General features: G+C 64.4%; 19 protein-coding genes. 1 reads left to right on the forward strand and 18 read right to left on the reverse strand.

Annotated features, from left to right (window positions below; genetic code table 11):
* Nucleotides 1–14 precede the first annotated feature (14 nt).
* Entirely contained in the window at nucleotides 15–1,175 is a 1,161-nt protein-coding gene (locus tag IPK17_RS28125; RefSeq protein ID WP_343421015.1) for a CLIPPER-2 domain-containing protein, read from the forward strand.
* A gap of 60 nt (nucleotides 1,176–1,235) precedes the next feature.
* On the opposite strand, the gene IPK17_RS28130 is transcribed toward IPK17_RS28125, so the two are convergent.
* From IPK17_RS28130 to IPK17_RS28215, 18 genes are all read right to left on the reverse strand, one after another.
* Complete coding sequence (locus IPK17_RS28130; protein ID WP_343421016.1) at nucleotides 1,236–2,342, reverse strand: PASTA domain-containing protein; 1,107 nt, start codon at nucleotides 2,340–2,342, stop codon at nucleotides 1,236–1,238.
* Between the two features lie 75 nt (nucleotides 2,343–2,417).
* Entirely contained in the window at nucleotides 2,418–5,759 is a 3,342-nt protein-coding gene (locus IPK17_RS28135; protein WP_343421017.1) for a hypothetical protein, read from the reverse strand.
* A 2,844-nt stretch (nucleotides 5,760–8,603) separates the two neighbouring features.
* Nucleotides 8,604–11,654, reverse strand: coding sequence for a hypothetical protein (locus IPK17_RS28140; RefSeq protein WP_343421018.1), 3,051 nt, complete (start codon nucleotides 11,652–11,654; stop codon nucleotides 8,604–8,606).
* Nucleotides 11,651–13,246 carry a hypothetical protein gene (locus IPK17_RS28145; RefSeq protein ID WP_343421019.1) on the reverse strand — a complete coding sequence of 532 codons (1,596 nt, stop codon included), beginning with the start codon at nucleotides 13,244–13,246 and terminating at the stop codon, nucleotides 11,651–11,653. Before IPK17_RS28145 ends, IPK17_RS28140 begins: the two co-directional genes overlap by 4 nt.
* Nucleotides 13,247–13,256: 10 nt before the next feature.
* A complete protein-coding gene (locus tag IPK17_RS28150; RefSeq protein ID WP_343421020.1) occupies nucleotides 13,257–14,156 on the reverse strand; it encodes a hypothetical protein in 900 nt (299 codons plus the stop codon).
* 11 nt (nucleotides 14,157–14,167) lie between these two features.
* On the reverse strand, nucleotides 14,168–15,751 hold the full coding sequence (locus IPK17_RS28155; RefSeq protein ID WP_343421021.1) for a hypothetical protein: 1,584 nt from the start codon (nucleotides 15,749–15,751) through the stop codon (nucleotides 14,168–14,170).
* A 3-nt stretch (nucleotides 15,752–15,754) separates the two neighbouring features.
* Entirely contained in the window at nucleotides 15,755–16,720 is a 966-nt protein-coding gene (locus IPK17_RS28160) for a peptidase associated/transthyretin-like domain-containing protein (protein ID WP_343421022.1), read from the reverse strand.
* 18 nt (nucleotides 16,721–16,738) lie between these two features.
* The gene (locus IPK17_RS28165) at nucleotides 16,739–17,236 is read right to left on the reverse strand and encodes a hypothetical protein (protein ID WP_343421023.1); all 498 of its coding nucleotides are present in this window, start codon (nucleotides 17,234–17,236) and stop codon (nucleotides 16,739–16,741) included.
* 12 nt (nucleotides 17,237–17,248) lie between these two features.
* Entirely contained in the window at nucleotides 17,249–18,523 is a 1,275-nt protein-coding gene (locus tag IPK17_RS28170) for a hypothetical protein (RefSeq protein ID WP_343421024.1), read from the reverse strand.
* A complete protein-coding gene (locus IPK17_RS28175) occupies nucleotides 18,520–20,259 on the reverse strand; it encodes a baseplate J/gp47 family protein (RefSeq protein ID WP_343421025.1) in 1,740 nt (579 codons plus the stop codon). The genes IPK17_RS28170 and IPK17_RS28175 overlap by 4 nt, the downstream gene beginning before the upstream one ends.
* Nucleotides 20,256–20,735: a hypothetical protein gene (locus IPK17_RS28180; protein ID WP_343421026.1), complete on the reverse strand. Its 480-nt coding sequence runs from the start codon at nucleotides 20,733–20,735 to the stop codon at nucleotides 20,256–20,258. The genes IPK17_RS28175 and IPK17_RS28180 overlap by 4 nt, the downstream gene beginning before the upstream one ends.
* Before the next feature lie 5 nt (nucleotides 20,736–20,740).
* Entirely contained in the window at nucleotides 20,741–21,139 is a 399-nt protein-coding gene (locus IPK17_RS28185) for a PAAR domain-containing protein (RefSeq protein WP_343421027.1), read from the reverse strand.
* Nucleotide 21,140: 1 nt separating this feature from the next.
* A complete protein-coding gene (locus IPK17_RS28190) occupies nucleotides 21,141–21,806 on the reverse strand; it encodes a phage baseplate assembly protein V (RefSeq protein ID WP_343421028.1) in 666 nt (221 codons plus the stop codon).
* 13 nt (nucleotides 21,807–21,819) lie between these two features.
* Nucleotides 21,820–22,860: a hypothetical protein gene (locus IPK17_RS28195; RefSeq protein ID WP_343421029.1), complete on the reverse strand. Its 1,041-nt coding sequence runs from the start codon at nucleotides 22,858–22,860 to the stop codon at nucleotides 21,820–21,822.
* Between the two features lie 10 nt (nucleotides 22,861–22,870).
* Nucleotides 22,871–23,518 carry a hypothetical protein gene (locus IPK17_RS28200; RefSeq protein WP_343421030.1) on the reverse strand — a complete coding sequence of 216 codons (648 nt, stop codon included), beginning with the start codon at nucleotides 23,516–23,518 and terminating at the stop codon, nucleotides 22,871–22,873.
* Nucleotides 23,515–23,838, reverse strand: a complete 324-nt coding sequence (locus tag IPK17_RS28205) for a hypothetical protein (protein ID WP_343421031.1) — start codon at nucleotides 23,836–23,838, stop codon at nucleotides 23,515–23,517. The genes IPK17_RS28200 and IPK17_RS28205 overlap by 4 nt, the downstream gene beginning before the upstream one ends.
* 365 nt (nucleotides 23,839–24,203) lie before the next feature.
* Entirely contained in the window at nucleotides 24,204–24,794 is a 591-nt protein-coding gene (locus IPK17_RS28210) for a hypothetical protein (RefSeq protein WP_343421032.1), read from the reverse strand.
* The gene (locus tag IPK17_RS28215) at nucleotides 24,794–25,192 is read right to left on the reverse strand and encodes a hypothetical protein (protein WP_343421033.1); all 399 of its coding nucleotides are present in this window, start codon (nucleotides 25,190–25,192) and stop codon (nucleotides 24,794–24,796) included. The genes IPK17_RS28210 and IPK17_RS28215 overlap by 1 nt, the downstream gene beginning before the upstream one ends.
* Nucleotides 25,193–25,208: the final 16 nt, after the last annotated feature.

A 25,208-nucleotide genomic window follows, 5' to 3' on the forward strand; every position in this document is an offset into this window, starting at 1 on the left:
TCATGGAGGAGAAATTGTCTACACGTCCTCATCGTCATTTGGGTCGACTGCTCGTCGCGTTCCTAACGATCCTCACCGTGCTGGTCTCATTGCTGCCCGCGTTAGCACAAACCACCCCCACTGCCGCCATTGATGTGGAAAAGTACATTTCAGTCGATGGCGTCACCTGGCAGGATGCCGACGGTCTGCCGGGGCCAACCGTGCCGCTCGCCGGGCAAGTCGCGTTCCGCTTCGTCGTGACCAACACAGGCAGTGTCCCTCTGACCAACCTCACATTGACCGATACGGTCTACGACCTGCAAACCTGTACCCTTCCGGCCACGCTCGAACCCAGCTCATTCTTCGAATGCACGCTGACAGCGCAGCCTGTGCAAGCGGGTCAGCACACCAATACCGCCGTTGTCACCGCCCTGTACCAAGGCCAATCGGTGACGGACAGCGACGGCGCGAACTATTTTGGCGGTGACCGTCCGGCCATCGACATCGAAAAATACGTCATGACGGATGGCGCGACGTGGGCCGATGTCGATGCCGCGCCCGGCCCGCAGGTCATTGTCGGGAGCAATGTCTCGTTCCGGTTCGTCATCACGAACACGGGCACGGTGCCGCTCACCGCGCTCACGTTGACCGATACAACGCTTGCAACCACCACTTGCGTCCTGCCCGCCACGCTGGAGCCCGCGGCCAGCGTCGAATGCGTGGTTGGCCCTGTTCCGGCGGTGGAGGGACAGCACACCAACACGGCCACGGTGACCGCCAGCTTCAACGGCGTGAGCGTGACCGACAGCGACACCGCCAGCTACCTCGGCGGCGACACATCGCTGCCCGTGACCATCATCATTGAAGGCCCCGTGCAGATTATCAACGCCAATATCGTCACCATCTACGATATTGATATCGAGATCAACGCGGACGATCCCATTCTTAACGTGATTCAAATCGGCGATTTCATCCGCGTCGAAGGCGATACCGCGCTCGACGACGACCAGCAAAATCTCATTGTGATCGCGATCTTCGTCGTGATTGTCGATGTCGATGTGGTTGTGAATGTAGACGGTGAAGTCTGGCGTGACGAGGGCGACTGCTCGAATGGGCCACCGCCGTGGGCTCCGGCGAACGGTTGGCGGCGGCGCTGCGAAGGCGGCGGACGCGGTCATGACGATGATGATGATTAGTTCCAACGCCTAGCAATACTGCGGGGATCGCACAGTAAGCCGATCCCCGTTTAATTCTCCCTAACGGGGCATCACACAAATCGTTAGACGATCCACAGTGGCTGCGCGGCAGGTCCGCGTTTGCCCATCGGTCACGCTGACGATGTTGAAATCCGCCGCCCAGAAGATCAACTGCTGTCCAATATCGAGTCGGGCAATCACGGTGCATGGCTGGGGCAGGTTGTCCGTCTCCAGCCCGGTCGAGTCGGTGAACAGCACACACTGCCCCGGTGCGAGCCGTGTGACATCAGCCACCGGATTGACCGGAAGGTACAGTGCCGGATCGCCAATCGGCACGCCCTGCCCCGGCGGCGTCAAATTCGGATTATTGTTAATGACCTGTGTTCCAACCAACGGCATCCAGCGATCGGGCGACTGATTGATGATCGCCAAGCGCCCGGGCGTATACGCGAAGTAGACATACTCAGTCACATCCGAACTGCTGGGTGCGGGGATATAAAAGCTGCACGTGATCGGTGTGGTGCCCGCTGCTGCAGACGCACAGGCTCCGCGCTCCACGCCATTTTGCAATACCCGGAAGCGGTTCACCCCATTGAGCTGTGTCCAGAAGTGCTCGCCCGGATTGTTGGTTGTCAGCCAGTTGGCAATGCCATCGCAGCCATCAACCGCCTTCGCCTCGTAGCGCACGACGGACCACACCTGCGCGCAGCGACCATTCTGCAAGCCACCCGCCCAACGCGTCGCTTGAAACGTGGCGGGCATCGCTCCGTCAGCCACTTCAAAGCTTAGCCCACCAAAGGGCAAATCTTGTCCGGTACGGTTGAGGATGGTCAGGTCGTTCTCGTCGTAGATCAGCGTGACGTTGGGCGACGCCAGCACCTGCACGTTGATCGCCGTGCCCGCGGTCGCGGTTTGTCCTGCCGCCACATCCTGCGTGCTGATGCTGCCCGCCGGAAGGCCGCTGCTCTCCGACCACGGGATCACCTCTTGACCGCCGAGCCGCAGCCCAGCAGCGTTCAACTGTGCGGCAGCGACGGGGACAGAGAGCCCGGTCAAATCCGGGACGGTGACCGTTTCACCCTGTCCCCGAACCGTCCACACGCTTGTGAGGACGCTGACAACCAGCAGCAGCACCTGAACTCTGTGACGCTTTGACAGATGACTCATCACGGATTCCTTTACCACTTTGATGAATACACCTGTTATACCGCCCCCCAAGCGCACATGTCGCCGTCATTAGGACTATGGTCTAAGTTTGAGCGTCGCCTTCAACTGGGCGAACGTCCCTACGCCGACTTCCACCTGAATCTCGATGTCCGTCTCGGCCGTCACGTTGAGCGCAGGCGTGAAGTTCAATTGGATCACGCCGCCTGTGCCGACAAACACCTGTACATCCGCCGGAATGCTGGCGGGCGCTGGCTGAATCAACGCTTGCAGCGGCGCGACCGGCACCGCTGCGCCGCCCGCGGTCGCGGACGTGATACGCGCGCCCTGCGGCCCAATGGTCGCGGGTACCAGCAGGAAAGCGGTGCCGTTCAGCGCCAATTCAGTGCTGATGTCCGCGGCATTCAGCGTCAACGCGCGGCGCACGGGCAGCGTATCGACCACCTCAATGCTGAATAAGCGCACCGGGATGTGGATATCGGTCGGCAGATGCACGCTGTGGCGCGCCAATGCCGGATGATCATAGCGTCCAGTCGTCGTGTTGAAGGCATATAACCGGCTGATTTCGACATCTTCTGTCCCGTTGACGCGCCCCGCTTCAATCACCAGCGGATCGGCGGGGTCGGGGGCACGCAGCACCTCGCCGCCCGTCTGCCGCTGGAGCGTGAGGGCATAACGCCGCGCAGTGTTCGGCAAGACCGCGATCCGCGCGCGCTGAGTCTGTACGAACGTCAAAGTTGCGCCCGCAGTAATCGGTTGGCCATTCACGACGGCCACAATATCAGCCACGGTCTTGTCATACCAGATCGTCTGGCGGCCTTTGCCTTTTTCCTGAGCTTCGCGCGCTTCAGCCTGATCGCGGACATTGTTGCGCACGGTGACCCGGTGTTTGCCGGGTCGACTGAACGCCACATACATTCCGGTGGAGCGCTGCATGCGCGGCGTGGTGGGAATCCAACCGCGCTGAGCGGGCATGAAACCATCGGGATCAGTCGCCGCCGCCACGGTCGGATCGGCAGCCAGTTTGGCGAACAAGATATCGGGTACATCATTGCCGGGATCGGCTGTGCCATCGGAGCGCACATCGTCGTTGAGGTCGGTATCCCCATCTTCGGCGTCGGTCGCGTCGCGCAGCGAGGTCATGACGCGCGGCGTATCCTGCAAGTTGACACCCGGCGCATCCTGCAATCCGGGTGCATTCGTCGCGCCGTTCATCAGCCAGTTACCCGGCGTCGTATCGCCAGGCGCGACATAGGTATCGAACTCCCGCGCGCCGCCGAGTGGCACCTGCCAGTAGCGCGCGATATCCCCCACGACGGCGATCTCCTCGCGCAGCCGTCCGAGCGGCGAATAGGTGTCACCGCTGTTGCTCGACGCTGCCTGCTCGATGCGTGCCAGATGTTCGGCCTGATGCACGCGGTCAATCGTCAACACGGATGCCCAGATGAAGCTCCACGACTGCGCGCCGAAGGCATAGCGCCCGATGCGCGCCAGCACGCCCGCAAACGAGGTCGGGTCGGGCTGCAAGTCGTATTGGAGCTGCGAATAGGGGTCAAACACCCACTTGAGCCAATCCGTACCGAGTTCATTGGTCATGAGCACGCTGTCAAAGTTGCCAATCGGGTCGGTTTCACCGATTTTGGCGATACGGAACGTCGTTTCCGTGCCGGGGAGCGTCTCGTTGAGGTCGACGCGATTGCCCGACACCGCCGTGACGATGCGCCCATAGGTCGCGTCTCCACGCACAATCTGCACGCGATCAAACGGATCCAGCGACAAGGTATCGCCGGGGCTGGCCGGGTCGATCTGCACGGTTGCCGGGCGGCTCAAATCGGGAATGGACGCCGGATAATACTGATGCCAGTCAAACGTGCTGTCGGGTCGGAACGTCGAATACGGCGCGACGCGCACCTCTCCGGTCACGTCGAGCGCATCCGCCAGCGTGACCACTTCGCCGCTGATCCGGACCACGGAGCGCACCAGCTTATTGTCATCCTTTTCGACGATGATCCGGGATGCGCCTTCCAGCGCGCTGCGTCCATCGGCATCGGTGACGCGCAGCAGCTTGCCCGCGTCCGCCGCTAGCCCCTCGACCATTGCCGGATACGTCTTGCCCTGTCCACCAATCAAGCGCACCAGCGCGTAGATGCCGCGTCCGATCAGGTTGAACAGGCCGCCGTAGACCGCGCCGCCGAGGAAATTCATCAACCCGCCCGCCGAGATGACCTGCAGCACGTCGAGTGTGCGCGCCAACGCGTCGGTGTCGGCGCGGTGACGGCGCACCTGCGCATTGACCACTTCCACGGGCACAATATCTGGCGTGAGGATGACCCGGAACAGGTTGGAATTGGGGGACTCCTCCGGCCCCAGGGTGATGGTGCGCGGAATCCCCGCGTTGGCCGCCGTCGCCCCGTTCGGCTGCGCCGACGCCCAACTGATCTGCACCTTGTCGCCCTCATTGAAGTCAATCGCGCCCGACGCGCCAATTTGCAGCAGGCGCACACTGCCTTCCGGCACCAGCGTCGCCGGGACATAGGCCGAAAACTCCGGCATTTCCACCTCGGTCGCCGCTTCGACGATCCCTTCCAGAACGAAAGTGGGGAAGCCGAACAGCATCAACGGGCCGACCATCGACCATTGGCGCGTATGCGTCAGTTCGTGCGCTTTCAGGCTGTCAAGGCGCGTCAGTTCGCGGTCGTCCGACTCGTCGGGCACGATGACAGTGCCGCCCGTCAGGTTGCCATCGGCGCGCGCCGCCCCCTCTTTGAGCGGCACGGCCAGCACCAAACGCAGGGTGTCGCTGACCAGATCCTGCCGCGTCACGACGATGGTCGAGCCCTCGCGGACGAAACCGGGCACGGTGCTCGTGCGGTCGGGCGCATCAGCGCTGATGGTGTAATTGCCGTTCGCCAGCGGCGTGAGCGCGGCGAATTCCACTTCAATAGTGTCAATCGCTGTGATGACCGCCGGGTGCGCCAGCGCCCCGTTGACGATAGCAATCGTCTGGTTGACGCCCAACGTGTCGCCCGCCCACACGTCGAAGGCGACGCGGTTGGTCGTCGTGCCCGCCGTAGGAATAGCCGATCCGCGAATGCCGATGCGCGATCCGCCCGTCGCCGGAAACGGCACGCCGGGTTCCAGCCGCTGGACGGTGACCGTGGCGGGCAATGCCGCAGGCGCGAGATCGTCGGACAGGCCGAGTGTCAGGCCATCGACGGCCGGTACGGCATCCCCGGCGAGCGTACCTACACGAAAAATGCGCTGTCCGGCAGGTGCGCCGTAATCGACGCGCACAAAGTCACCAGCCTGAAAACGCGGCATCTGCACGCGCGTATTCGCCGCCGGCACGGACGTGCGCGGCTTGACGGTGACGACTGCCGCTGTCAAACTGCCGCCGGGCACCAGGGAGCGGCACGCCATCGTAGCGCCACCCGACCGCACTCAACGGCACCGCTTCGAGGCCGTTCGCCGCGAGGGTGAGCTGCCGATCCAGCGTCACGCTCACGCGCACTTTGGTAATGAGCGCGGGGGTCGTGGTTGTGCCGGTGGTGAAGCCTACAATCGCGCTCGGTCGGAGCGCATTGTGCCCGGCGAGCGTCAGTCCAGTGACCGCAGCCGTTGCGCGCGTCCCATTCACCGCGAATTGGATCGCGCCGACACCCGGTTCGCTGACCGTGTTCCCGGTCGCCATTACGCCGCCGACGTACTGGTGAAAGAAAAAGGCGACGGCATCATTCGGTACAGCGGGATTGAGGATGAACGACTGCCCACGGGAGATCGTCAGGTTGCTGCGATCCGGCGCAGCGAAGTTGAAGCGTTCGATGCTGTACGGATTCGCGGTGTTGCCGGGGAGGGGCGTCGCCAGCACAATGGCATCGTAGACCGCCCCGCTGACCGCCCGCACCGCCTGCGTGCCCGCAGTGTCGCGGACGACAACGAAATCGCTGGTGGGCGCGGTTCGGGTTGCAACCGCTGTATAGACCAGCATCGCATCAGCTTCCAACGTGCCCGCTTTGCTGCCAATCGGCGTCAGCACGACCGACAGCCGTTCCCACGTGATCGCACCGCCCGCCGCGCCAAGCGCCGGCTGCAGGGGCCGATCCACACGCCACAGGTTGCCCGTTCGCTCGATGACGCTGGCCGCGACCCGCGTGCCGCCCGCATTCGCGATCACCACCGCGTCGCCTACGGACGGCGGTGACGCCGAATCCACCTGATCGGCGTTCGCGCCGAGCGTGCCTGCGGTCGTCACGCCGAGCGAGCGCGCCCGGAAGATGCTCAGGGGCGCGGTCAGCGCCGTCAGCGGCGCATCAATCGTCAGCTTGACTTCGAGGCGGTCAATGAGCGCCGAGCCCATGACCGCGCTGTTCTGGTTCAAACGCACGGGATCACCCGCCGCATAGGGCTGCGTCGTCCCGGTGACATCAAGGTATTCGGCAGGCGTAGCCGCGTTGTGGTTGATATTTTCCGCCGCGCCGCTGGGCGTTAGCCCGCGCAAACGCACGTTGGCCGGACCGATGGCGGGGACATCGCGCTTGAAGTACACCCGCGTCCGCCCCGCGGATTCGTCCGCCGCGGCGATGTCTTCGATGCGCGCCTGCCGCGTCGCGTCGGTGAGCAGCACGAGCGTATCCGGGCGCAGTCCCAACCCCGTGGCCGCCACATCGATAAAGACGCGGTCGCCCACATTGCCACTCAGCAGCACACCCGTCGGCTCGATTTCGGTGAGCGTACACTCGCTCACGCGCAAATCGGTGATCGGCGAATCGAAGTGCAGCCCGCCCGAGGGGAAGATCGGCACAGAGGAACCGGGAATGACAGCCTCCGCCGTTCCGCCCGCGCGCGTCCAATGTTTCATCCCCGCTGCGAACAGGCGCGGATCGGCCGTCAGCAGAAATGCGTCTTTGTCCTTCGGTTTGCCACGCAGGATCGTGCCGTAGTGGGTCGGCCTAAAAGCAGCATTCGGGATGAAACCGCGCGCATCGTCGAGCACGTTGAATTCGTGCGAGGGCGACCAGATCTGATGCTGGAAGGCGAACGCCCGCCCGCCCGTGATCTTGCCCATCACGCCATCGGAGCGCCAGCCCCACGTGCCCGCCTGTTCCGAATAGAAGAACTCGCGGTCGAAGAATGCGCCGATGTTGCCGCTGAACAGGCTGGCCCAGAAGTTAAAGATGAAATCCAACCCCAAGAGGCCGAGCATATTGTTCTGCGACGCCCAAGTGAAGTCAGTGATCAGAATCCACCACGAGAACGCCCCAGTCGGATCAGCGCGGGTGATCGGGTCGTGCTGGCAGAGCGCATACGGGCCAGACGCGCCATGTTCGACCATCAGTGGGCCAGCGTAGCCCCCCGCGCGCCGGGGATCCGCCGCCGTGCCATCCAGCGGATCAGGTGTGGTGAAGGACGCGCTCAATGGATCAAATGACCGTGCCGCGTAATGATGCAGGTTGCCGTAGACCGTGCCGCCATACAACCCCGGCACGCGTTCGTAGGTGAGCAGACTTTCGCCGTAGGCGTCGCGCGGAATGCGCGTTACCCCATTCTGCTCAATCATACGGACGGGCGTCCCGGTCGGGTCGAGCGAGAAGACCGCGCTCAACGGATCACCCGGCGCGCCGTCGATCCGCCCCAGACAGCGATAGTTATCCCACAGATAGGTGACGATGGGCGCACCAGTTTCGTCGGTGATCGTCCACAAGCGCCCCCAGGCATCGCGGTGGTAGTTCGCCGGGAGTGTCGGTACATCTGTGCGCCCGCCGCGCTGATCGAACGAAACCGGATACACACGCCCGTCCTGTTTCAGCCGCAGCGCACGCCCATCCGCGCCACGACCGACCCGCCGCGCGAAGGCGACCTGATCGGGCACCGGCGCAAATGCGATCTCCGCGATGTGATCGCCCTTGTAGCCGTAGTGCCAACTGCCGAACTCGGTGACGCACGCGCTCACTCGCCCGCGATCATCGCGATCCACGCGCACGCCATCCACGAGGACCAAGCGCCCGGCCGGATCCCATTCGTAGGTCTCCACCCAGAAATCATCCCCTGCAGCGACCTGCCGCAGTAAGCGCTGCCCGGCGACGATCTCCGACTGTGTGACCCAACCGCCCGCGAAGACACGTTTGGTGCCGACCTGCTCCACATACGTGCGCTGCTGGTCGGTACCGCAGGTCAGGCTGGTCAGGCGACCGTTCCGGTCATAAGTCAAATGAGCGTGCGCCGTCGTCCCCGGAATCAGAAACGAGTCAGTGTGATTGTCGACCATCAGCCCACCCCCACAGACACTTCTGCGCTGGCGCTCGTCGCAAAGTAGTCGAGCGATTCCAGCAGCGCGATCAATTCCTGTTTGATGGCTTCGACGACCTGTTCAATGCCGTCCAGCACGCGTTCGGGAAGCCCGTTAACCGCTTCGATGAGCGCGCCGGGGTCAATCGCCGCCAGTTCCGCACCGACATCGGTCAGCGACTCGCCAATGCCGTTCAGCGCGTTGAGCGGGAGCGCCGCCTCCACCTGATCGACAATATTGTCGAGGAACGTCAGGTCGCCGAGCAGTGCCGCCGGGTCGAGCCCGCGCAGTTCATTCGCGATTTCGGTGATGATCGCCTTGATGCGTTCGGCGATGTGAATCGGATCGTAGGCCGCAATCGCCGCGCGAATCGCCGCGTGGACTTCCGCCAGTTCTGCCGCCAGGCGCGCCGGGTTGAACACGTCCAATTCTTCGCGCAGCACGTCCAGCACGCTGAGGAACTTGGCCGCCTGCGTCGCCGGGTTGAACATTTCGACCATGCGTTTGGCTCGGTCAATCAGCAGCGTGAGCTCATTTTCAATCGCCGAAATGAACTCCGGCGTCTTGTTGATGATGGCGACCGCCAGCGCGTCCAGTTCGGCGGCAACGGGTTCGGGATCGAGCGCGGCGAGGAAGTCATCGACGTTCCCCAGCACGCGCGTAATGCTCAGGCTTTCGATCAGGGTGGCGACGCGATCCAGCGTCACGCCGAGATCGCCGCCCGTATGGCTCACCGCCACCTGCGCGCGGCCCCGCGCCCGGTTGATTGAGCCGTCTAAGCCAACCCGCAGCGCGCCCGGCCCTGCCGAGGCAACGGTCGTCAATGCCGCATTCAAATCGAACGATGCGGACGCGCCGCCAAAGCTCGCTTGTCCCCGCAGCGCGATCTGCGCCCGGAGCTGTGCCGCGCCGAGCGGCAGCAGCAGCGCGTCCAGTTGATCGGAGAGGCGCTGATCCAGTTCCCACAGCACTTCCGGCACGCGGCGCAGACTCGCCGCCAGTCCGCCGAGCAGTCGATCCAGTTCGTGCAGCAAATCGCCCGCCGCGCTGGCATCCAGCGCAGCGAGGGCTTCGCGCAGCTTGTTGGGCAGGTAGCCGAACAAGCGCACAATGTCGCCCGGTTTCGCGCCTTCCAGCGAGATACTTTCGCGCGGCACACCTGAACCACCTGTGCCACCCACGCTCACCGACCCCGGCGGCGACACCTGCCGCACGGGTTCGATCACCGCGCGCCCCACCGACTCGCCGACCGTGCCGACAGCCTGCCCGATGTTGCGGGCGGTATCCTGCGGCGGCGGAACGTGAATCGCGCCAAATAACTCGTTGTACGCTTCGATCACCGGGGCGAGTAAACGCGCCGGGTGCGCCGCGTCAATCGCATCGAGCACAGCCTGAAATGGCGCGCGAATGGTCGTAATCTGCGGCGTGGGGTCGAGTCCTTCGATAAAACCCGCCGCGTCACCGATGAAGTCGGTCACGCCGCTCAGCAGCGACGATGGGTCAAAATTGCGAATTTCGTCCAGCACTCCGGTGATCTCCGCTTCAATCGACGCGATCAGTTCGGCGGGAATCAGGTTTTGCAGCAGTTCCTGCGCTTTCGCTAAGCCCGCCTCAATCGTCGACTCAACCTCCGGCGGAATCTGGAATTCGGCGACGATCTCGCGCACCGGGTCGAGCGCCGCATCAATGTCGACACCCTTGACCGTCTCGATCAACTGCTCGACCAACGGGCGCATCGGTTCTGGCAGCGGCGCGACCGAGAGCAGTTCTTCGGCGGTCGCGCGGAGCTGTGCCAGTATATCGACTACCTGCTGCCCCGCCGCTTCAATGCCGAGGTTGTTCACGGCATCGGCAATGCCGTTGATCGTCTCCTGAAAGCCATGCAGCGCCGCAACCAACTGTTCCAGCAAGCCGCGCGCTTGCTCGGCCAGCGCGGTAATCTCCCCGCCGACCGTCGCCAATGCATCAGTGACCGTGCCCAACGTCGCCTCAACCTGCGCGCCGATCTGTTCCAAGCCCGCCCGCACCTGATCGCCGAGGTCGAGCCCGCCGATCTGCGCCCGCAGGTTGTCCAGCAGGTCGTAGACGGTTTGCGCGTAGCGGTCGAGATCGGCGTCAATGATCGCCTGCACCGCCGCATCGATGAAACGCGTGATCTCCGCGCGCAGCTGCCGCAGGGGCAAATGCCGCAGTAAGTCGCGCAGCCATTCCTTGAGCCGCTCGACCTGCGCATCGATGGCTTCGACCACATGCACACGGAGTTGGGCTTCCAGCGCGTCCAGCAAACCGGAGAGGAACGTCATTAATTGTGTCGCGTCGACGCCTTCAATCCCCTCCCGAAGCGAGGCCAGCGTCGCGCGAATGTCTTCCATAAAGTCGAGGATGCCATCGGACAGACCGTTCATGGCGCCATTGACCTGCCCCACCGCGGAAAGTGCGCTTTCGATGCCCAACCCATCAATCAGTTGGGCGACGCGCCCCAGATCGGTTTCCAGCGCGGCGCGGGTGCTCATACGCACCTGTTCCAGTTCGGCGAGCGCCCGCTGCACTGCCGGGAGATCGCCCGCGGTCGCCGCCGTCGCTACTGCATCCAGCGACAGCACCAACTGCGCCGTACGCGTGCTCGGCAGCGCGATATCGTTCGCGCGGGCGCGTTCGAGCACTTCCGTCAGCGACATGCCGAGGCTGCGCCCGAGCGACTCCGGGTTGCCGTCGAAGTCCGCCAGCAAGCGTGTGAGAATCTCCGCGCCTTCGCGCACCGCCGCGAGGTATGGTCCGAGATCCAGCCCATCGAGGTCGAGCGGCAGGGCGGCAATCGCGTTGACCAGCGGCTCGATTAGCGCCGCCGGGTTATCGACCGACGCGCGTAAGTCGGCAATCGTCGTGCCGAGGTCGCCGAGCACGGTCTGCGCCGCGCCGCCGCTCAGCAGGGCCTGAATGTCCGATCCATTGACGGAGACGGAGATCGCCGCGCGGGCATTGAGGATATTGCTTAGATCGAGCGCTTCAAGATCTTCGAGTAGACTCATCGCGCATACCTCAGGGTCAAATCGGACACGTCCACGGTCATAAACAGTGAACTGTCGAAGACGGGCGGTTGCGACCGGAACTGCTGCGTCGGGAACGTTTTTCCCGGCGTCGTGGTTTCGTCAGCACTGGTCACCGAAGCGAGGTGCAACCCGTTCAGATTAAGCGCCCGCCCACCGGGATCAGGATCGTAGATCGCCAGCTTGACGAGCGGCACACCATCGGCGCTCGCCCACAGGAAACGACCGCTGTTCGCCCGCACGCTGATGCCGACGTTGCCCCGCGACAAATCAATGCCCGCGGGCACGTCGATCCAGTGCGTGCGCACAGCGGTCTCGGTCGTGAGTTTGAGCACGCCGGGCGCACCGTACGGTTCACCGGGCAAGTCGCCGATCATTTGGACGAGCTGCACCGCGAGTTCGCACTCGGTCACGCCGAGCGGCACGCGCCCGATCACGCCGATGCGGGCGAGCACCGTGTCGATCAGGGCCTGCGGCGGGTACGCCCGAGCTACCGGCTGATCGGTGACAACAAAGCCGCTCACCGCGCCGTTGGGCAGGTTATCGGAAAGTTCGGTCAAAATGCGAATGCCGCTGTAGGTGATGGTCAAATCTCCGGTGACCGAGGACGGCATCTCGTCTGCCAAGCGATCCGCGATGGGCAGCACGACCGGATCGCCTGCCAGCGTCACGCTCATGATGGGCGTATCAGGGAAATCACGGACCAGCGCGCCCTGCGGTTTCGGGAACGACAAACCAGCTTTGCTCGGCGCTTTACCCTTGAGCCGGAAAGTCACATCCAGCGGTTGATCGGGCGCGGCGGCGAGCGCAGCATTGAGCGCCGGTTCAAAGTTGACGCGCAGATCGAGATCGAACGGTGGGTTGGTCGACGGGTACTCGCCGGGGAACGCCCAGAGCACCGTCCCCGCATTGTCGACTAACTGTAGGTCAGTCGGGTAGACCGCCGCGACCGCTGACACCCGATCCAGCGTGAACGGCTGATCGGAGAATTCTTCGGGAAATGATTTGATCGCCAGCGACAAACGAAGTTTGGGCGCGAGCACGTTGGGCAGCGACAGCACACCGCTCGAAAAGCTCGCCCCGGTCAGCGATGCGGGAATCGCCCCGCGCGCCGGGACAAATGGCACCGTGTGGATCGGCGCTTCGGCCTGACTGCCGACCTGCGCCCGCACCACCAGTCGATGCTGTTCCGGGTCAGTGGGCAGCGAGGCCTGCGAGGTGATCGAATTGCCGTTGGCCGCTTTCATACCATGCAGCGTCAGCGACGCGATCCGCTTGCCACCGGGAATGGTCACGACATAGGCATTGCCTGCCGTCACCATGGACAAATCGCCCAGCGCTTCCTCAACCACTGCCACGCCGACACGCACGGGCGCGCTCGTGATTTCAGCCCGCGTCGCGCCGTAGACCGGAGCCCACGTCACGCGCAGCGGATAGCCCTCGCCCACCACCTCGACCGGCGTGAGCAGATCGCGCAGCGTCGTGATGTACCCTTTCTCGATCTGATCGAGCACGAAGCCGTTGACTTCGCTCACGACCAGCCCCTTATCCAGCTGCGCGGCATTGATCGCCATGTTGGTTTGCCTAGGCTCCGCGGACGCGCAGCGGGGCGCGCCCAATCTCGATGCCTGCACCGCCCGCGCCATCGTCGAGCATGACGACAAGCACATCCTCGGCGGGTTCGTCGGGTGGGTCATAGCTGACGGTCGCGCTGTTATCGGCCAGCGGCACAAGGCGCACGTTATCCACCGCGCCAATCAGCGTCCCTTTGCCGGGGCGTCCACCCGCATCGACCACGCTGAAAGCCAGCGACCCAAACGGCAGCGCGGGCTTATCGATCAGCGCAAACGTGCCGAACGTCCCCACACCGACCTGCACCGTCAGGTTGACGGGTGGCGCGCCCGCAATCAAGGGGGCAGCAGCGGCGACGGCTAGCGGCAGTGATGCCCCGCGCAGCCGAATCTCGCCAATAGCGATGCCCGCCTGTCCCACTACCCCAATCGGCCAAAAATAGCCGTCCGCCCGCGCGCTCACCGTGACCGGGAGCGCATCATCAAGCGTGGGATCAATCGGTGCGATGCTCTCGCCGAGCGTCAGCGACTGGATGAAGAAACCGGGGTCGGCAGGCGCACCGCTTGCCAACGCTTGGCCGCTGCGCAGATCGGGGGCATCCAGCAGGTACATGACCTGCTCCAGCCCCTGCATCTGCTGGGTGCGGTTGTTGGCCGGCGCACCTGCCCGCACTTCAACTGTAACCGCGCAGGACAGCCGCAGCACGCGCCGCGGGTCATTCGCGCCGGGCACAACTTCCGGGCGGACGCTGCCAAACTGCCCATCCGCGCCCTGCACCTGCGTCACCCCGACGAGAATGCGCGGCCCGTTGCCCGGCAGTGATCCCGGCGGCACATCAACGCGCCCGGTGAAGGGAGCGGGCAAACGGGCGCTCAGCACATCGGCGAGACGGCGTTCAAAGTCGCTGATCACGGCAGCCTCACTTAGCCATTCGGACGAGTGCGCAGATTATTGGTGATGCTGCGCGTGAGCGTCGGCGTCGCCGCGGCAATCTCCGAGCGCACCACCGTCGTCACCGCGTCGCGGCTGATCACCGGGATATCCGCCCGCAGCCGGGTTTCCAGCGTGCCGACTTCAATCAGCGCGGTTTCCCGCGCAATCGTGCGCGTTTGATCGAGCAGCAGGCGGTTGTTATCGGTGATCGCCGTGTTGATGCGCGTATTCACGCTGGTATCCAGCGTGCCCAACTGTCGCGTAAATTGATCCGCTTGCAGTTGATCGCGCCGATCCATTTCCGTGAGCAGGTCGGTGCGCAGCGTATTCGTGCGCGCATCGATCAACCCGGTATTCAGATCGGTGAGCCGCCCCAAGTCGATCACCTGCGTTTCCAGCTTGAAGATCCGCTCGTTGATCGGCACGAGGTTCTCTTCGATGCGTCCGATCCGCCCGTTGACTTCGCCCAAGCGCTGATCGACGGCTTCTGACGCCAGCGAACCGACAATTTCACGCATGTTCACGTCCAGCGACTCAAAGCCGCGCGTGTAGTCTTCTTTCAACTGCCCGGCGACGGTATCGAGGTTCTTGGTGAACTCCGTTTGCAGGTCAGCCCGCGTGGCCTCCAGCGCCGCCGCCGTCTCCGGGCGCACGGTCGCCAGCACCGTTCCGGTGATGTCGGGCACAGCATCGGCAATGCGCGTACTGATCTGCGCGTCGACCCCGGCAAAGCGTTCGCTGAGAGAGGCGTCGTACTCGGTGCGGAACGTCCCAAATGACGAATTCATCTGTTCGAGCAGTTCATTCCGCAGATTGTTTTCTAGTCCCCCGAGAAGATCTTCGGGGATGCGGGTGCGCACCGTATCAAGCGCCGCGTCGAGCGCGTCCTGCGTGACGAGCGTGTTAGTCAGTTCGGCGAGGCGATTCTCAAACGCTTTCGCGTCGAAAGCCTCCCCCGTCGGCCCGGTCAACCGTTCTGCCAGCGCATCCGCGCGGTTGAGCCGCTCGACCACCTTGTTGAAGTCAATCGGTTGCCCATCGACCGTCAGCCGCTGCCCAATGGTCACGGCGGTCGTCACGTCTTTTTGCAGCAAGCCGAGCGTTTCGCGCAGTTCCAGCACCGATTCACGCCCCACGTCCAGCCCTTCAACCACGCGGCGCACATTGGTGATCTCTGATTGGCGCACGAGGTCACGCGTGGTCACTTCGGTGACCCGGTCGCGCACTTCGCCGAGGCTGTTGATGAGCGCTTCCAGGCGGCCCGCCAGCCGATCCACACGCGTTTCAATTGCTTGCAAACGCGTTTCCATCGCGGGGTCGCTCAGCGGGCCGCGCTCGATCAGCGCCCGCAGCTTGGGTTCCAGCCAACCGACGGTGACCTGATCCGGGTGTTCGTGCGGCGCCGGCACGATCTCGCGCTCTTCACCGAGCACCACCCGCCCGATCTCCACAATCGCACCCACGAGCGTATTCCAGTCTTCCGCCTTGATAACCTCGCCCTGCGCCGCCCCCCCCAACGGGACGAGGCGCGTGGTGAGCGCGTTCAGGCGTTCGAGATCGGCTACGGTCGGCATGATCTAGCCTCCTATGATGTTCTTGAGCTTCGTCCCGCCCGCCGCCCGCGTCGACTGCATGTAGACGTTGAGTTCGGACTCCGGTCGCGTTTGCGTCCCGGCGGTGTAGTAGGTTTGCGCCAGTCCGGCCAGCTTGACGACTTCAGGGTTCGCGCGGAAGTTATCCGCTTCGGCGCCCTGCGCCTGTGCCAGTTCGTTGATCGTCGTCAGATACAGTGACCCGGTATTGGCCAGCTTCTGCGTGAAGTTGGGCGTATCGGTTTGCGCCGCCGCGCGCAGTTCGCCGAGGCGCGTGGTCACGCGTTCGCGCACTTCCGGCGTCGCCGCACCGAGATCGAGCACATTGCGCACCGTGCGGTCGAGGTCTTCCGTCTCGATCTCGCGGCGCAGTTCGACGAGGCTCTTGCCAAACGCCTCGGAGAAGCGGCGGATGTTGCCCTGCACTTCGTCGATCTTCTCGGCGATTTCCGGGTGATCGTGCCCCTGTGGCGCGACCAGCTTGGTCAGTTCCAGCACCGCCTGCGCGAGATCGCTCACCGCATCGACCAGCGAGTTCCAGTCCGCCGCGCGAATCGCTTCGCCGGGGCCTTTCACGCCGAGCGGACGGAGCTGCTCTTTGACCGCCGCTGCCGTGCTCTGAATGGGGCCGAGATCGGCGTCAGGGATGTCCCTAATCGGTGTATCCCGAAACAATTCCGGACGAATCGGCACCGGGACGAAGGTCGGCGCAGGCTGCGGGAATAACCGCACGCGGCGATTTTCAATCAAATTGACGAGGTTGGGATGCGCCACCTGTAACTGATAGTAGCCGGGGTCAAGGTCGCGCACGGTGAGCGAACCGTCGAGGAACGGCTTGCGCTCAACCACCGCACCCGTTGCCTCGTTGACCAGTTTGACCGTCGCATCACGGTTGGCGATCGGGTAACCCTGAAGCTGCACCTGAAAAGCAGCCCGATTAACTGTTGCCATTGTGCTCTCTCCTGATCTTTACGGCAGCCACTGTAAATCCCCGTACGGGAAGGTAATTTCCCAGAACAACGTTAGCTCGTGATCATCGCCTTTGGTGATCGGCGCGAGGATCACGCGGTTATATAAGGTCGTGACCTCGCCCGCCCGCGAGATGAGCGCGGCTTCACGCACCGTGCCGACCGCCGCATTCGCCGGGAGCGTGCCGCGCACACGGATGCGCACCAGGCGGCGCTCGGTGTCGATCTCCGGGGCGGAAAAGGCGTCCGCCGGGATCGGCGCGTCGACGGGGGCGACCAGCGGCGCGCTCGGGTCGTTGGTCAGCGCGGTCGTAGTAAAGGTCTCGCTCTCCGGCGCATCACTCGTCCCGACGGCCATATGCGTGATCGGCGTGCCCTTCCCGGCGAACAGATCCGCCATCAAACGCGCGCCGCTCTGCATGACGGCGTTATGCGCTTCGCGGACGGCCACCAGTTCGCCGTCGAGCGTTGTGAGTTCGACTCGTAAGAAGGCTCCCATCGTGTTTCTCTCCTAGCGAAAAGTCGATTCATCAAACGGGGTGACGCCGAACACGCCGCCCGCATCGGGTAATTGATCCGCGCCCATCGACGCCGCCTCGCGCACGGTGATCGGCAGCACGGCGGTCAAGTAATCGGTCATCGGCTGCACTTCGCGGAACGGCTCAATCTCGACCGAACTGGCGACGCCAACCGCGCGCAGCTTGTTAACCGCGACCGCCAGCGACGTTTGCAGTTCTTCGCGGCTGGTGACGCCCGTCGCCGTGCGTCCGGCATCAGTACGCAGCGCGCCGCCGGGAAGCGCCACGCGAAAGGTCGCGGGCTGCGTCTCCACCCACGAGACATTCAGGTTGACCGCCGGGTCTTGATAGAACAGCGCGTGATCGAAGGTGGCGGCATCGTAGCGCCCCTGCTGCAAAGCGAGATCCGCCAGCGCCAGCAAAAAGCGATCCAGCCCGAGCGCGTCATAGTGCGCCAACGGCAGGAACCACAGGTCGTTGCGCCCGCGCGCCAGCGTGATCGCTTTGGCGGGCGTCTGCACCTGCGCGTTATCCCACGGCGTACCGGGGATCACCCCGGTCACGGAGCGTAAAGACGCGGTTACATCCGTCCGTTCGAGGTGGGCGCGCACGCTGCCATCCGGCTGACCGTCCAGCCACAGGCGCTGACCGGGCGGCACTTGACCGAGGAACAACAGCGCCTCGCCCGTCGTGATGTTGATGAGCGTCGGCACGTACTCCGGCCCGCTGAACAACCCGACCATGAGCACGTCGAGATACGCGGGATCGAGCCCCTTGTTCTCGACCGAGAACTGCCAGAGCGGTTCCACGCCGCCGAGGTCGGGAATGCGCTGGAAGCGGCGCACGGGCACATTCTCAATCAGCGCCGGGTCAACGGTCGACGGCACGGCCTGCCAGCGTTCCAACTGCGGAATCGCCAGAATGTTCGCCGACGCCTGATACAGCCGCGCGTACTGCCGCACGAAATTCTCAATCGCCTCGACTGTCACCGCGCCGTACTGGAGCATGGCATCGCGCAGCGCATGCACCCATGCGCGGTACTCGGCGAGGTTCTGCCAGCTTTCCAGCGGGATATCCAGCACCGCCGCTAACCGTGCGACTTCCTGCAAATTCAGCGCGCTGTCGAACCAGTGCGCGCGCTGCACTTCGATCCCGTCTTCGTCGAGGATGTCCAAGCCGAGGCTTGGCACACGCAGCGTGTCGGCGACGAGCGCGCCATCACGGTACAGAATCGGCAGGCGGTCAAGCATTTCGGACAGGTGCGTCACAGCGCGCCCTCCCGCGGTTCAATCGTCACTTCGCCTTTTTGCAGGCGTTCGTTGGTCGCCAGCGCGTACTGGCCGACGCCATCGGTGAGCTGTAGGAAGCGTCCGCCGCCTTCGACGGTGACGACCACTTCGTTGCGCACCAGCGCGAAGCGGCTGTCGTCGCGGATGGACGCGGCGAGGCTGTCTACATCGAGCGGCGCGCTCGGCGCGCGTGCGGCGAGGTAGCTGTCGAGCGCCGGGGTGATCGCGCTGGTCGCCTGTGCGAGCGACACGCCCGCCGCTAAGTGAATCGGCAGGTACGAGCTGACCGTCGAGACCGTCGCCGCCGTCACCGATTCGACTTCATAGGTCGGCGGCGGGAAGCTCACCAGCGTCACTTCGAGGATGGTATCGGCGGGCAGTTGGAGCTCGTCCACGTCGCTCCCGCCTTCCGGCGTCAGCGTCACGGTTGCGTCGCTTACGCGCTCATCCGCCAGCACCAGCTTGAGCATTTGCGCGCGCCGCGCTTTGCCGCCGGGCGCAAGACTCGTCAGGTAGTCGCGCAGGCTGGCTTCGATGCCGCTGTTGATCGAACTCAACACGCCGCCTGTCACCCCTGCGCCGGATCCGGCCAGCGTCAGCGCCACCTTGACGCCGACGCGCTGGCTTTGCGCCTTGTTCCACAGCACGCGAATGCCCGCCGGGCGAATTTCTTCAATTGTCCGGTCGATGATCGCCTCGATGTTGGGATCATCGCTGGCGTGCGCCACTTCGATGCGAATTTCGCCGGGCACGCCGTTCGGTGCTTCCACGACGTTCACATTCTTGATGCCTTCAATGGAGAGCAGCCCGAATTTGAGCGCGTCCTGCGTGCCACGCACCACCCCATGCAAACTGCCAGAGGTGCGGCGGCGCAGTTCGGCGTCGGTTTCTGGCGTACTGAGTGCGTAGGCGGGCTGCGGGTTGGTGACTTCGCTCACCCCGCCGATCAGCACTTCCATCCGATTCAGCGCGCCCGCTTCGACCAGCTTCGTCCCCGGCGACTCGCCGCGTGCGTTGACTTCACGGGTCGTTTCGCCCGGTTCGAGCGTGAGCGCGTCCAATGTCAGGTAGCGCGCCCCGGTCGCATCAACAACGGCGGTGTTCGCCGGAATCGTTACCTGCGATCCAGCGCCCGCATCGGCGCGGCGGGTGAAGCGCAGCCGCGCGACTGGGTAGCCCGCCGGGAGGCGGCGCACACCGACCAGCGCGACCACTTTATCCAGCGATGAGCCTTCGGCGGTATCGAGAAACGCCGAGTCGTAAACATGTTCAAGCTGCAAATACGCCATCGCCATTTCGCGCGCCACTGTTTCGACCAGCGTGCGGATCACCGAGCCGACATTCAGATCGGTCAGCGGCGTGGGCAGAGTTTGCACCGGGTAGTAGTTGACTGTGAGCGCTGACCCCGGCTTGGGACGCCGACCGCCCTCACGAAAGCGAATGCTGTCTTTATTGGCGTCGTCGCCCGTCGTCGAAATGAGTTCGAAGTCCGCGGCGGAAAAGCGATATGGCACATCGCGCGCCGCCGCGCCCACTCCCACGACGACCGTACCTTCGAGGTGCGAAATGCGCCGCACCGGGCGGTTCTGCAGCTTTTCGAGGATGATCGGCACATCGCCGGATGGCGCGGTGACGGTTTCGCGCACCGTACCGCCGGTGAGCGTCGTCAGCATATCGCGCACGATCTCGTCGTAGTTTCGCGTTACGTAACTCACAGCCCCACCTCCAACGTTAGTCCGATGGGCGCGTCGCCCGCGCGCGGCTTAACCGCCAGCGTGAACACGAACGACGATGCGGTCTCTTCATCCGGGTGAAACGTAACTTCCACCGCCTGATCTTCGACGCGCGGCTCCTGCGCCACGACTTCGAGGATGAACGCCCGGCACAGGTTGCGCAACGCGTCCGTTTTGTTGCGCCCGATCAGCTCGTGCAAGCGCGACCCATAGCTGGCATGACCGAGCGCGGCGAGTGCGCCCCGCGCCGTGAGCAAACGCAGCATGAGCGCCTGCGCCAGATTTTCGCGCGAACTGATCGTTTGCAGGTCCGTCGCTTCGAGCAAGTCCGTCCCCGGTAGGCGCTGACGCAGTACGCGCGTGCGTCCGACCAGATCGAGCGCCGAAGCGTCATGCGCGACCATATTCGGGATGACCAGCAGGTCGATGCCGAGGAGGCTGTCGTTACCGTTTGCCATCGCGGTTAGCCGATCATGACGGTGCCGGCGGCAATGATTTGCCCGACCGGAACGTCCGCCGGGTCATTGCACGTCTTCACCGGGTCGCCCATCCGCGCCGCCGCCTTCCCGCCGATCTTGACCGTCGGGCTGCCCATGAACACCGTTCCCTGATTCGCGGGCGGCTTCTGGAAGCTCGTCCCCGGCGGCGTTGGGGTATGTGACGGCTGATTCGTCGCCGTCGAACCGACGACGGCAGCGGCTTGCCCACCAATCTTGACCGTGTTGATCAAGCCGCCATCCAGCTTGCCGCTGAAGGGGTGCGGGAGCGGTGTCGGCACCGGGCCACCGGGCGTCGGCACCATGACGATATGGGTATCCACGCCGACTACCGAATGATTCGCAGTTGCTGCTGGCTTGCCCATGTCAGTTCACCTCAACTTGTGCGCCCGAAATCTTGACTTTGGCCGAACCCGAGAGTTCGATTTCATTCGCTTCCAGTTTGAGCTTGCCGGATGTCGCCGAAATGGTGATGTCACCATCCTTCTTGAGCGTGATCTTCGAGCCGCCCGCCGCAATCTCCGCGCGGCCTCCGCCGCTGCCGAGCACGCTCACGGCCATCTCGCCGACCTTGATCTCGACCTTCTTCTCGGCAATCGTGATCGTCAGTTCGCTGTCCGGCAGTTCCAGCTTGATCGACGGCTTGTCGCCTTCTACGTCCAACCGCAGCTTGGGGTCGCTCGCCCCGGAGGGCAGCGCCAGCACAATCTGCCCGTCGGCGTGCTTGGGCGGGTCTTGATCCGGGTGATACAGCCGCCCGACGATCACGGGCGCGTTGTAGTCGCCATCCATGAACACGATCACCACCAGTTCGCCGACCGCGGGAATAGCGACTGCACCGAGCACCCCCGTCGCAACCGGCACACGCGGCAACACCAAACCCGAATCGCGCATTTCGACGGTCGCCGCGTAATCCGGCGTCGCGCCGTCCGCGGGGTAAATGTCGGTGACGACGCCGACCCCGGCCGTCGCATGCGCCCGGGCTTCATGCCGCGCAATCCGCGCGATGCTGTCGTAGAGGGCGCTGGTCATCGTCGTGTCCTCATTAGAATAAGCTCCCCAATGCGCCGAGCGCCGCCGCCAGTAAATCGCCTAAACCGCCGCCCTCGCCCGTGACCGCCTCGAAGGTGGTCAAACCGCCGTAAGCGGGGCGCAGACGATGGGTCACGCGCGTGATGATCCACGGGCCACCGGATAACCCATCGGGCATATCCTGCACTTCGATCACCGTTCCGGGGCGCAGTTTCGGCTGGAGATAGCAGCGCGCGCGCACCCGTTTGCCTTCCGCCGCCGCGAACGCATCCGCCGCCGCCGAAGCCGTCGCCGCCGCTTTGGGCACGCGCAGCGCGGGCGCAGCCACCCAGATCGCGTCGCTTCCGGGTGCGGGCGAATCCGCTGGGAGCGGATCGACGCTCGGGCGCAAAGCCTCGGGCGCAGACTCCGATCCCGCGGTGCCAAACCCGACGCGCAGCCGCTTGGCCGCGGTCGCGGGCAGTTCTCGCACTTCGTAATCGATCAATTCGCGCCCCCAGCGCAGCGCCAGTTCCGGCTGCCCCTCAGGGAGCTGCATGACGAACAGTTCGCCGTCGCCGTTGACCCCGGCGAAGCCGCCGCCCCACGCTGCCAGTGTCGCGACGTGTTCCGCCGCCGTGCGCGCCTGATGTGCCACATACGCCGCGAGAGGCAGATCGAGGTCAATCGAAGCCACCGAAGCGTCAGCGTCCCCCGCCAGCGCGCGGATGACATCGGCGGCGCTGCTCTTTTCATAGGTTCCGGCGGGGCGATAGCGCGCGAGTTCCGCGCCCGCGTCGCCGATGGTGGCTTCGACGGCGCGCGGCGTGCGCCGGATCGCGCGCACCTTCCCGGTGAGGATCGTGTCCGCACCTGCGCCGTCCGCGTCGCCGCTGTCGAGTTCCAGCACACCGTCATCGTCCGGCGCGGCTTCGAAGCGCACCCCGGCGGGCAGCGTGACCGTCACCGCATTGACGGCGGGCAGCAGCGCCAGCGTCGCCGTGATCGCGACAGCTTGCTCGGTATATTGCAGGTTGCCCAGCGTCACCGACGCCAGCGGTTTAATCGCCACCATTGATCCTTATTTATCCGAACAGGTCGCCGAGCGTGCGCGCCGCGTCTTTGAAGTCCGCGGCAATGTCGCTGATCTCGTTGGTCGTATTCGTGATCGGCTCCATAAAGTTGCCGAGCTCCAGACCGTCGAGGTTCGTCAGCGCCGACAGCGCATCGATCACGTCGAGCGCGGCGTCAACCGCCCCGGCAATATCGCCCGCCAGGTCTTGCAGATCGCCGAGGATATCGGTGTCAAAGCCGAGATCGCCCAGACCGAAATCATCCAGCCCGCCAAACCCGCTGATTTCGGCAGGCGGCGGCAGCGGCGGACTTTCCGCCAGATGCAGCTCGTAGCTGAAGCGGTTTTGCTGGCCCGCGCTTTCGACCGCCCGCAGCGAGGTGATGACCACCTTCTGCAAGTCGAGCGCGGAGGTGATATCCGCCGAAAAGCTCAGTTCCGCGCCGTCCGTCGCCGCCTGTTGGAGCGACTTAAGCGCGTCCGCCGCGCCATCGCCGAACAGCAAGCCTTGAATGCGAATGCGATGTGACAGCCGTCCCGCGTTCTGCTGGAGTTCGCCCGCCAACCCGGCAATACGGGTGGCGACAAAACCGCTGTCATGGAAATGCTCAATGGTTTGCACGTATTCGAGCGAGAGGTCGCCCAGCAGCGGCACGCTCATCGGTCAATTCCCCTCAAATCGGCTTCGTGATCGAGCAGCGCCGCCAACGCCTCCGCCACTTCATCGCCGACCAGCGTTTCGATCTGCGCAAGGGTGGGCAGCCCGCCGAGCAGTGGTTCGCTCACGGGTGCAGCGTTCCATCCGGTTAGGCGCGTCGCTTCGACGGGTGCAGGGTGCAGTGCGGGCAGTGGGATCGGCGTAATCGACTGCGGCGCGCGCACCAATTCGAGCGTGGGCGCAGTGTTCAACGGCTGTTTCGGCGGCAGTGGCTGCGGGTTCAGGCTGCGTTGGGCGGCCCGTGCCTCCGGCTGATAGCTCACCCGGTTCACCGGACGCGGCGCAGTGTCTTCAAGTTCGGTGTCGTCACAGCGCGGGCCTAGTCAGCGACCGCTGCGATCGGACGATCCGAGCAAGCGGAACCTTGGGCGCACTTCCGCAGGCGCAGCCTGCTACGCTCACGCTGTGTCGGAGAAGTCGCTGCGTTTGTGCCCGTCACGCCCAACAAACGGCCCGGCGTTACCAGCATGGTCCTGCTGTCCTCCGGTAGGGTTGGCGCGCTCGCGTGTTTCACGGCGAAGTCCGAGCATCCGGTCGGACGTGGCGCTGGGCGCACCGTCTGATCCGCCTCGCTTCAGCGTCCGGGTTAGGCCACTGTTGACGCAGAGGTCGGCGTATCGTCGGCGATTTAGTCACCCCCAGCAGCCGTTGCTTGAGCATCCGGCTCCGGTGCGGTGACGTTCGCCACGACCCCGGCGCGCGTGATGAGGCGTTCCGCCAATTCGCGGCGCACCTCATCTAGCGACGTGGCCCGCGCATCATCCACCAGCACGATTCGGCTCCAACCGTCGTCGGGGTCGTCCACCGCCGCGCCAAGCTGCATGGCGAGTTGATCAATTATCTCCGCGTCCGCCTCGTCAATGTCGCGCAAACTCCAGCCCGCCGCGCTCGCGACCGTCAGCAGCGTCGTGGCGTAGGGCGGCGCTTCGGCGTTCGCCCCCGCCAGCACGAGCGCGAGGATCTCGGCCAGCGACCGATCACCCGCGCCAGACTGCACCGTCGCCGCGCGCAGCATCGCCGCGCCCACCGCGTCCACCGTATTCGGCGCGCCTGCCAGCCGTCCGATGATGCGCGAGCGTTCGCCGTACGTCAGCGGACGCAGGACGAGACCATCCTCACCACCCAGCTGGATTTCCCCGCGCGTGCCCACATCGCGGATCGCATAGCGCGACCCGGCGATGAGGACAGAGCCCGGTTCAAAGGCGACCGACGTGGACATCAGGCCTCGCTAATCTCTTCGCGCAGGCGTACGGCGGAAAAGCTGTACACAGCTTCCCCGTGTCCGTTGGTTTCGATGCCGAAACTTTTGTCGGTCAGGTAGCACTCGTCAAAAGTGACGGTCATCGTCTTGGTCTTGTTATCCGCAGCCGTGTGCCGCAGCGTCGCGATCACCTGAAACGGCCCGCTCAAACCATTGAGCTTGCCGCTGGTCGACGCCACGCGCAGCCGCCCTTCGACGGTCTGTCCGCCGGAGACCATGCCCACACGTTCGGTACTGCCCAGCGCATACACGTTGCTGCGCTGCTGTTGGTAGCGATATTCGATGGCGCGCACGCCTTCAATCGCTTCGCCATCCACCATGATGCTGCTCTCACTGGCGGCAAAGAGGGTAGCCATACACATCCTCCAGACA

The organism is Candidatus Flexifilum breve, from assembly GCF_016713355.1.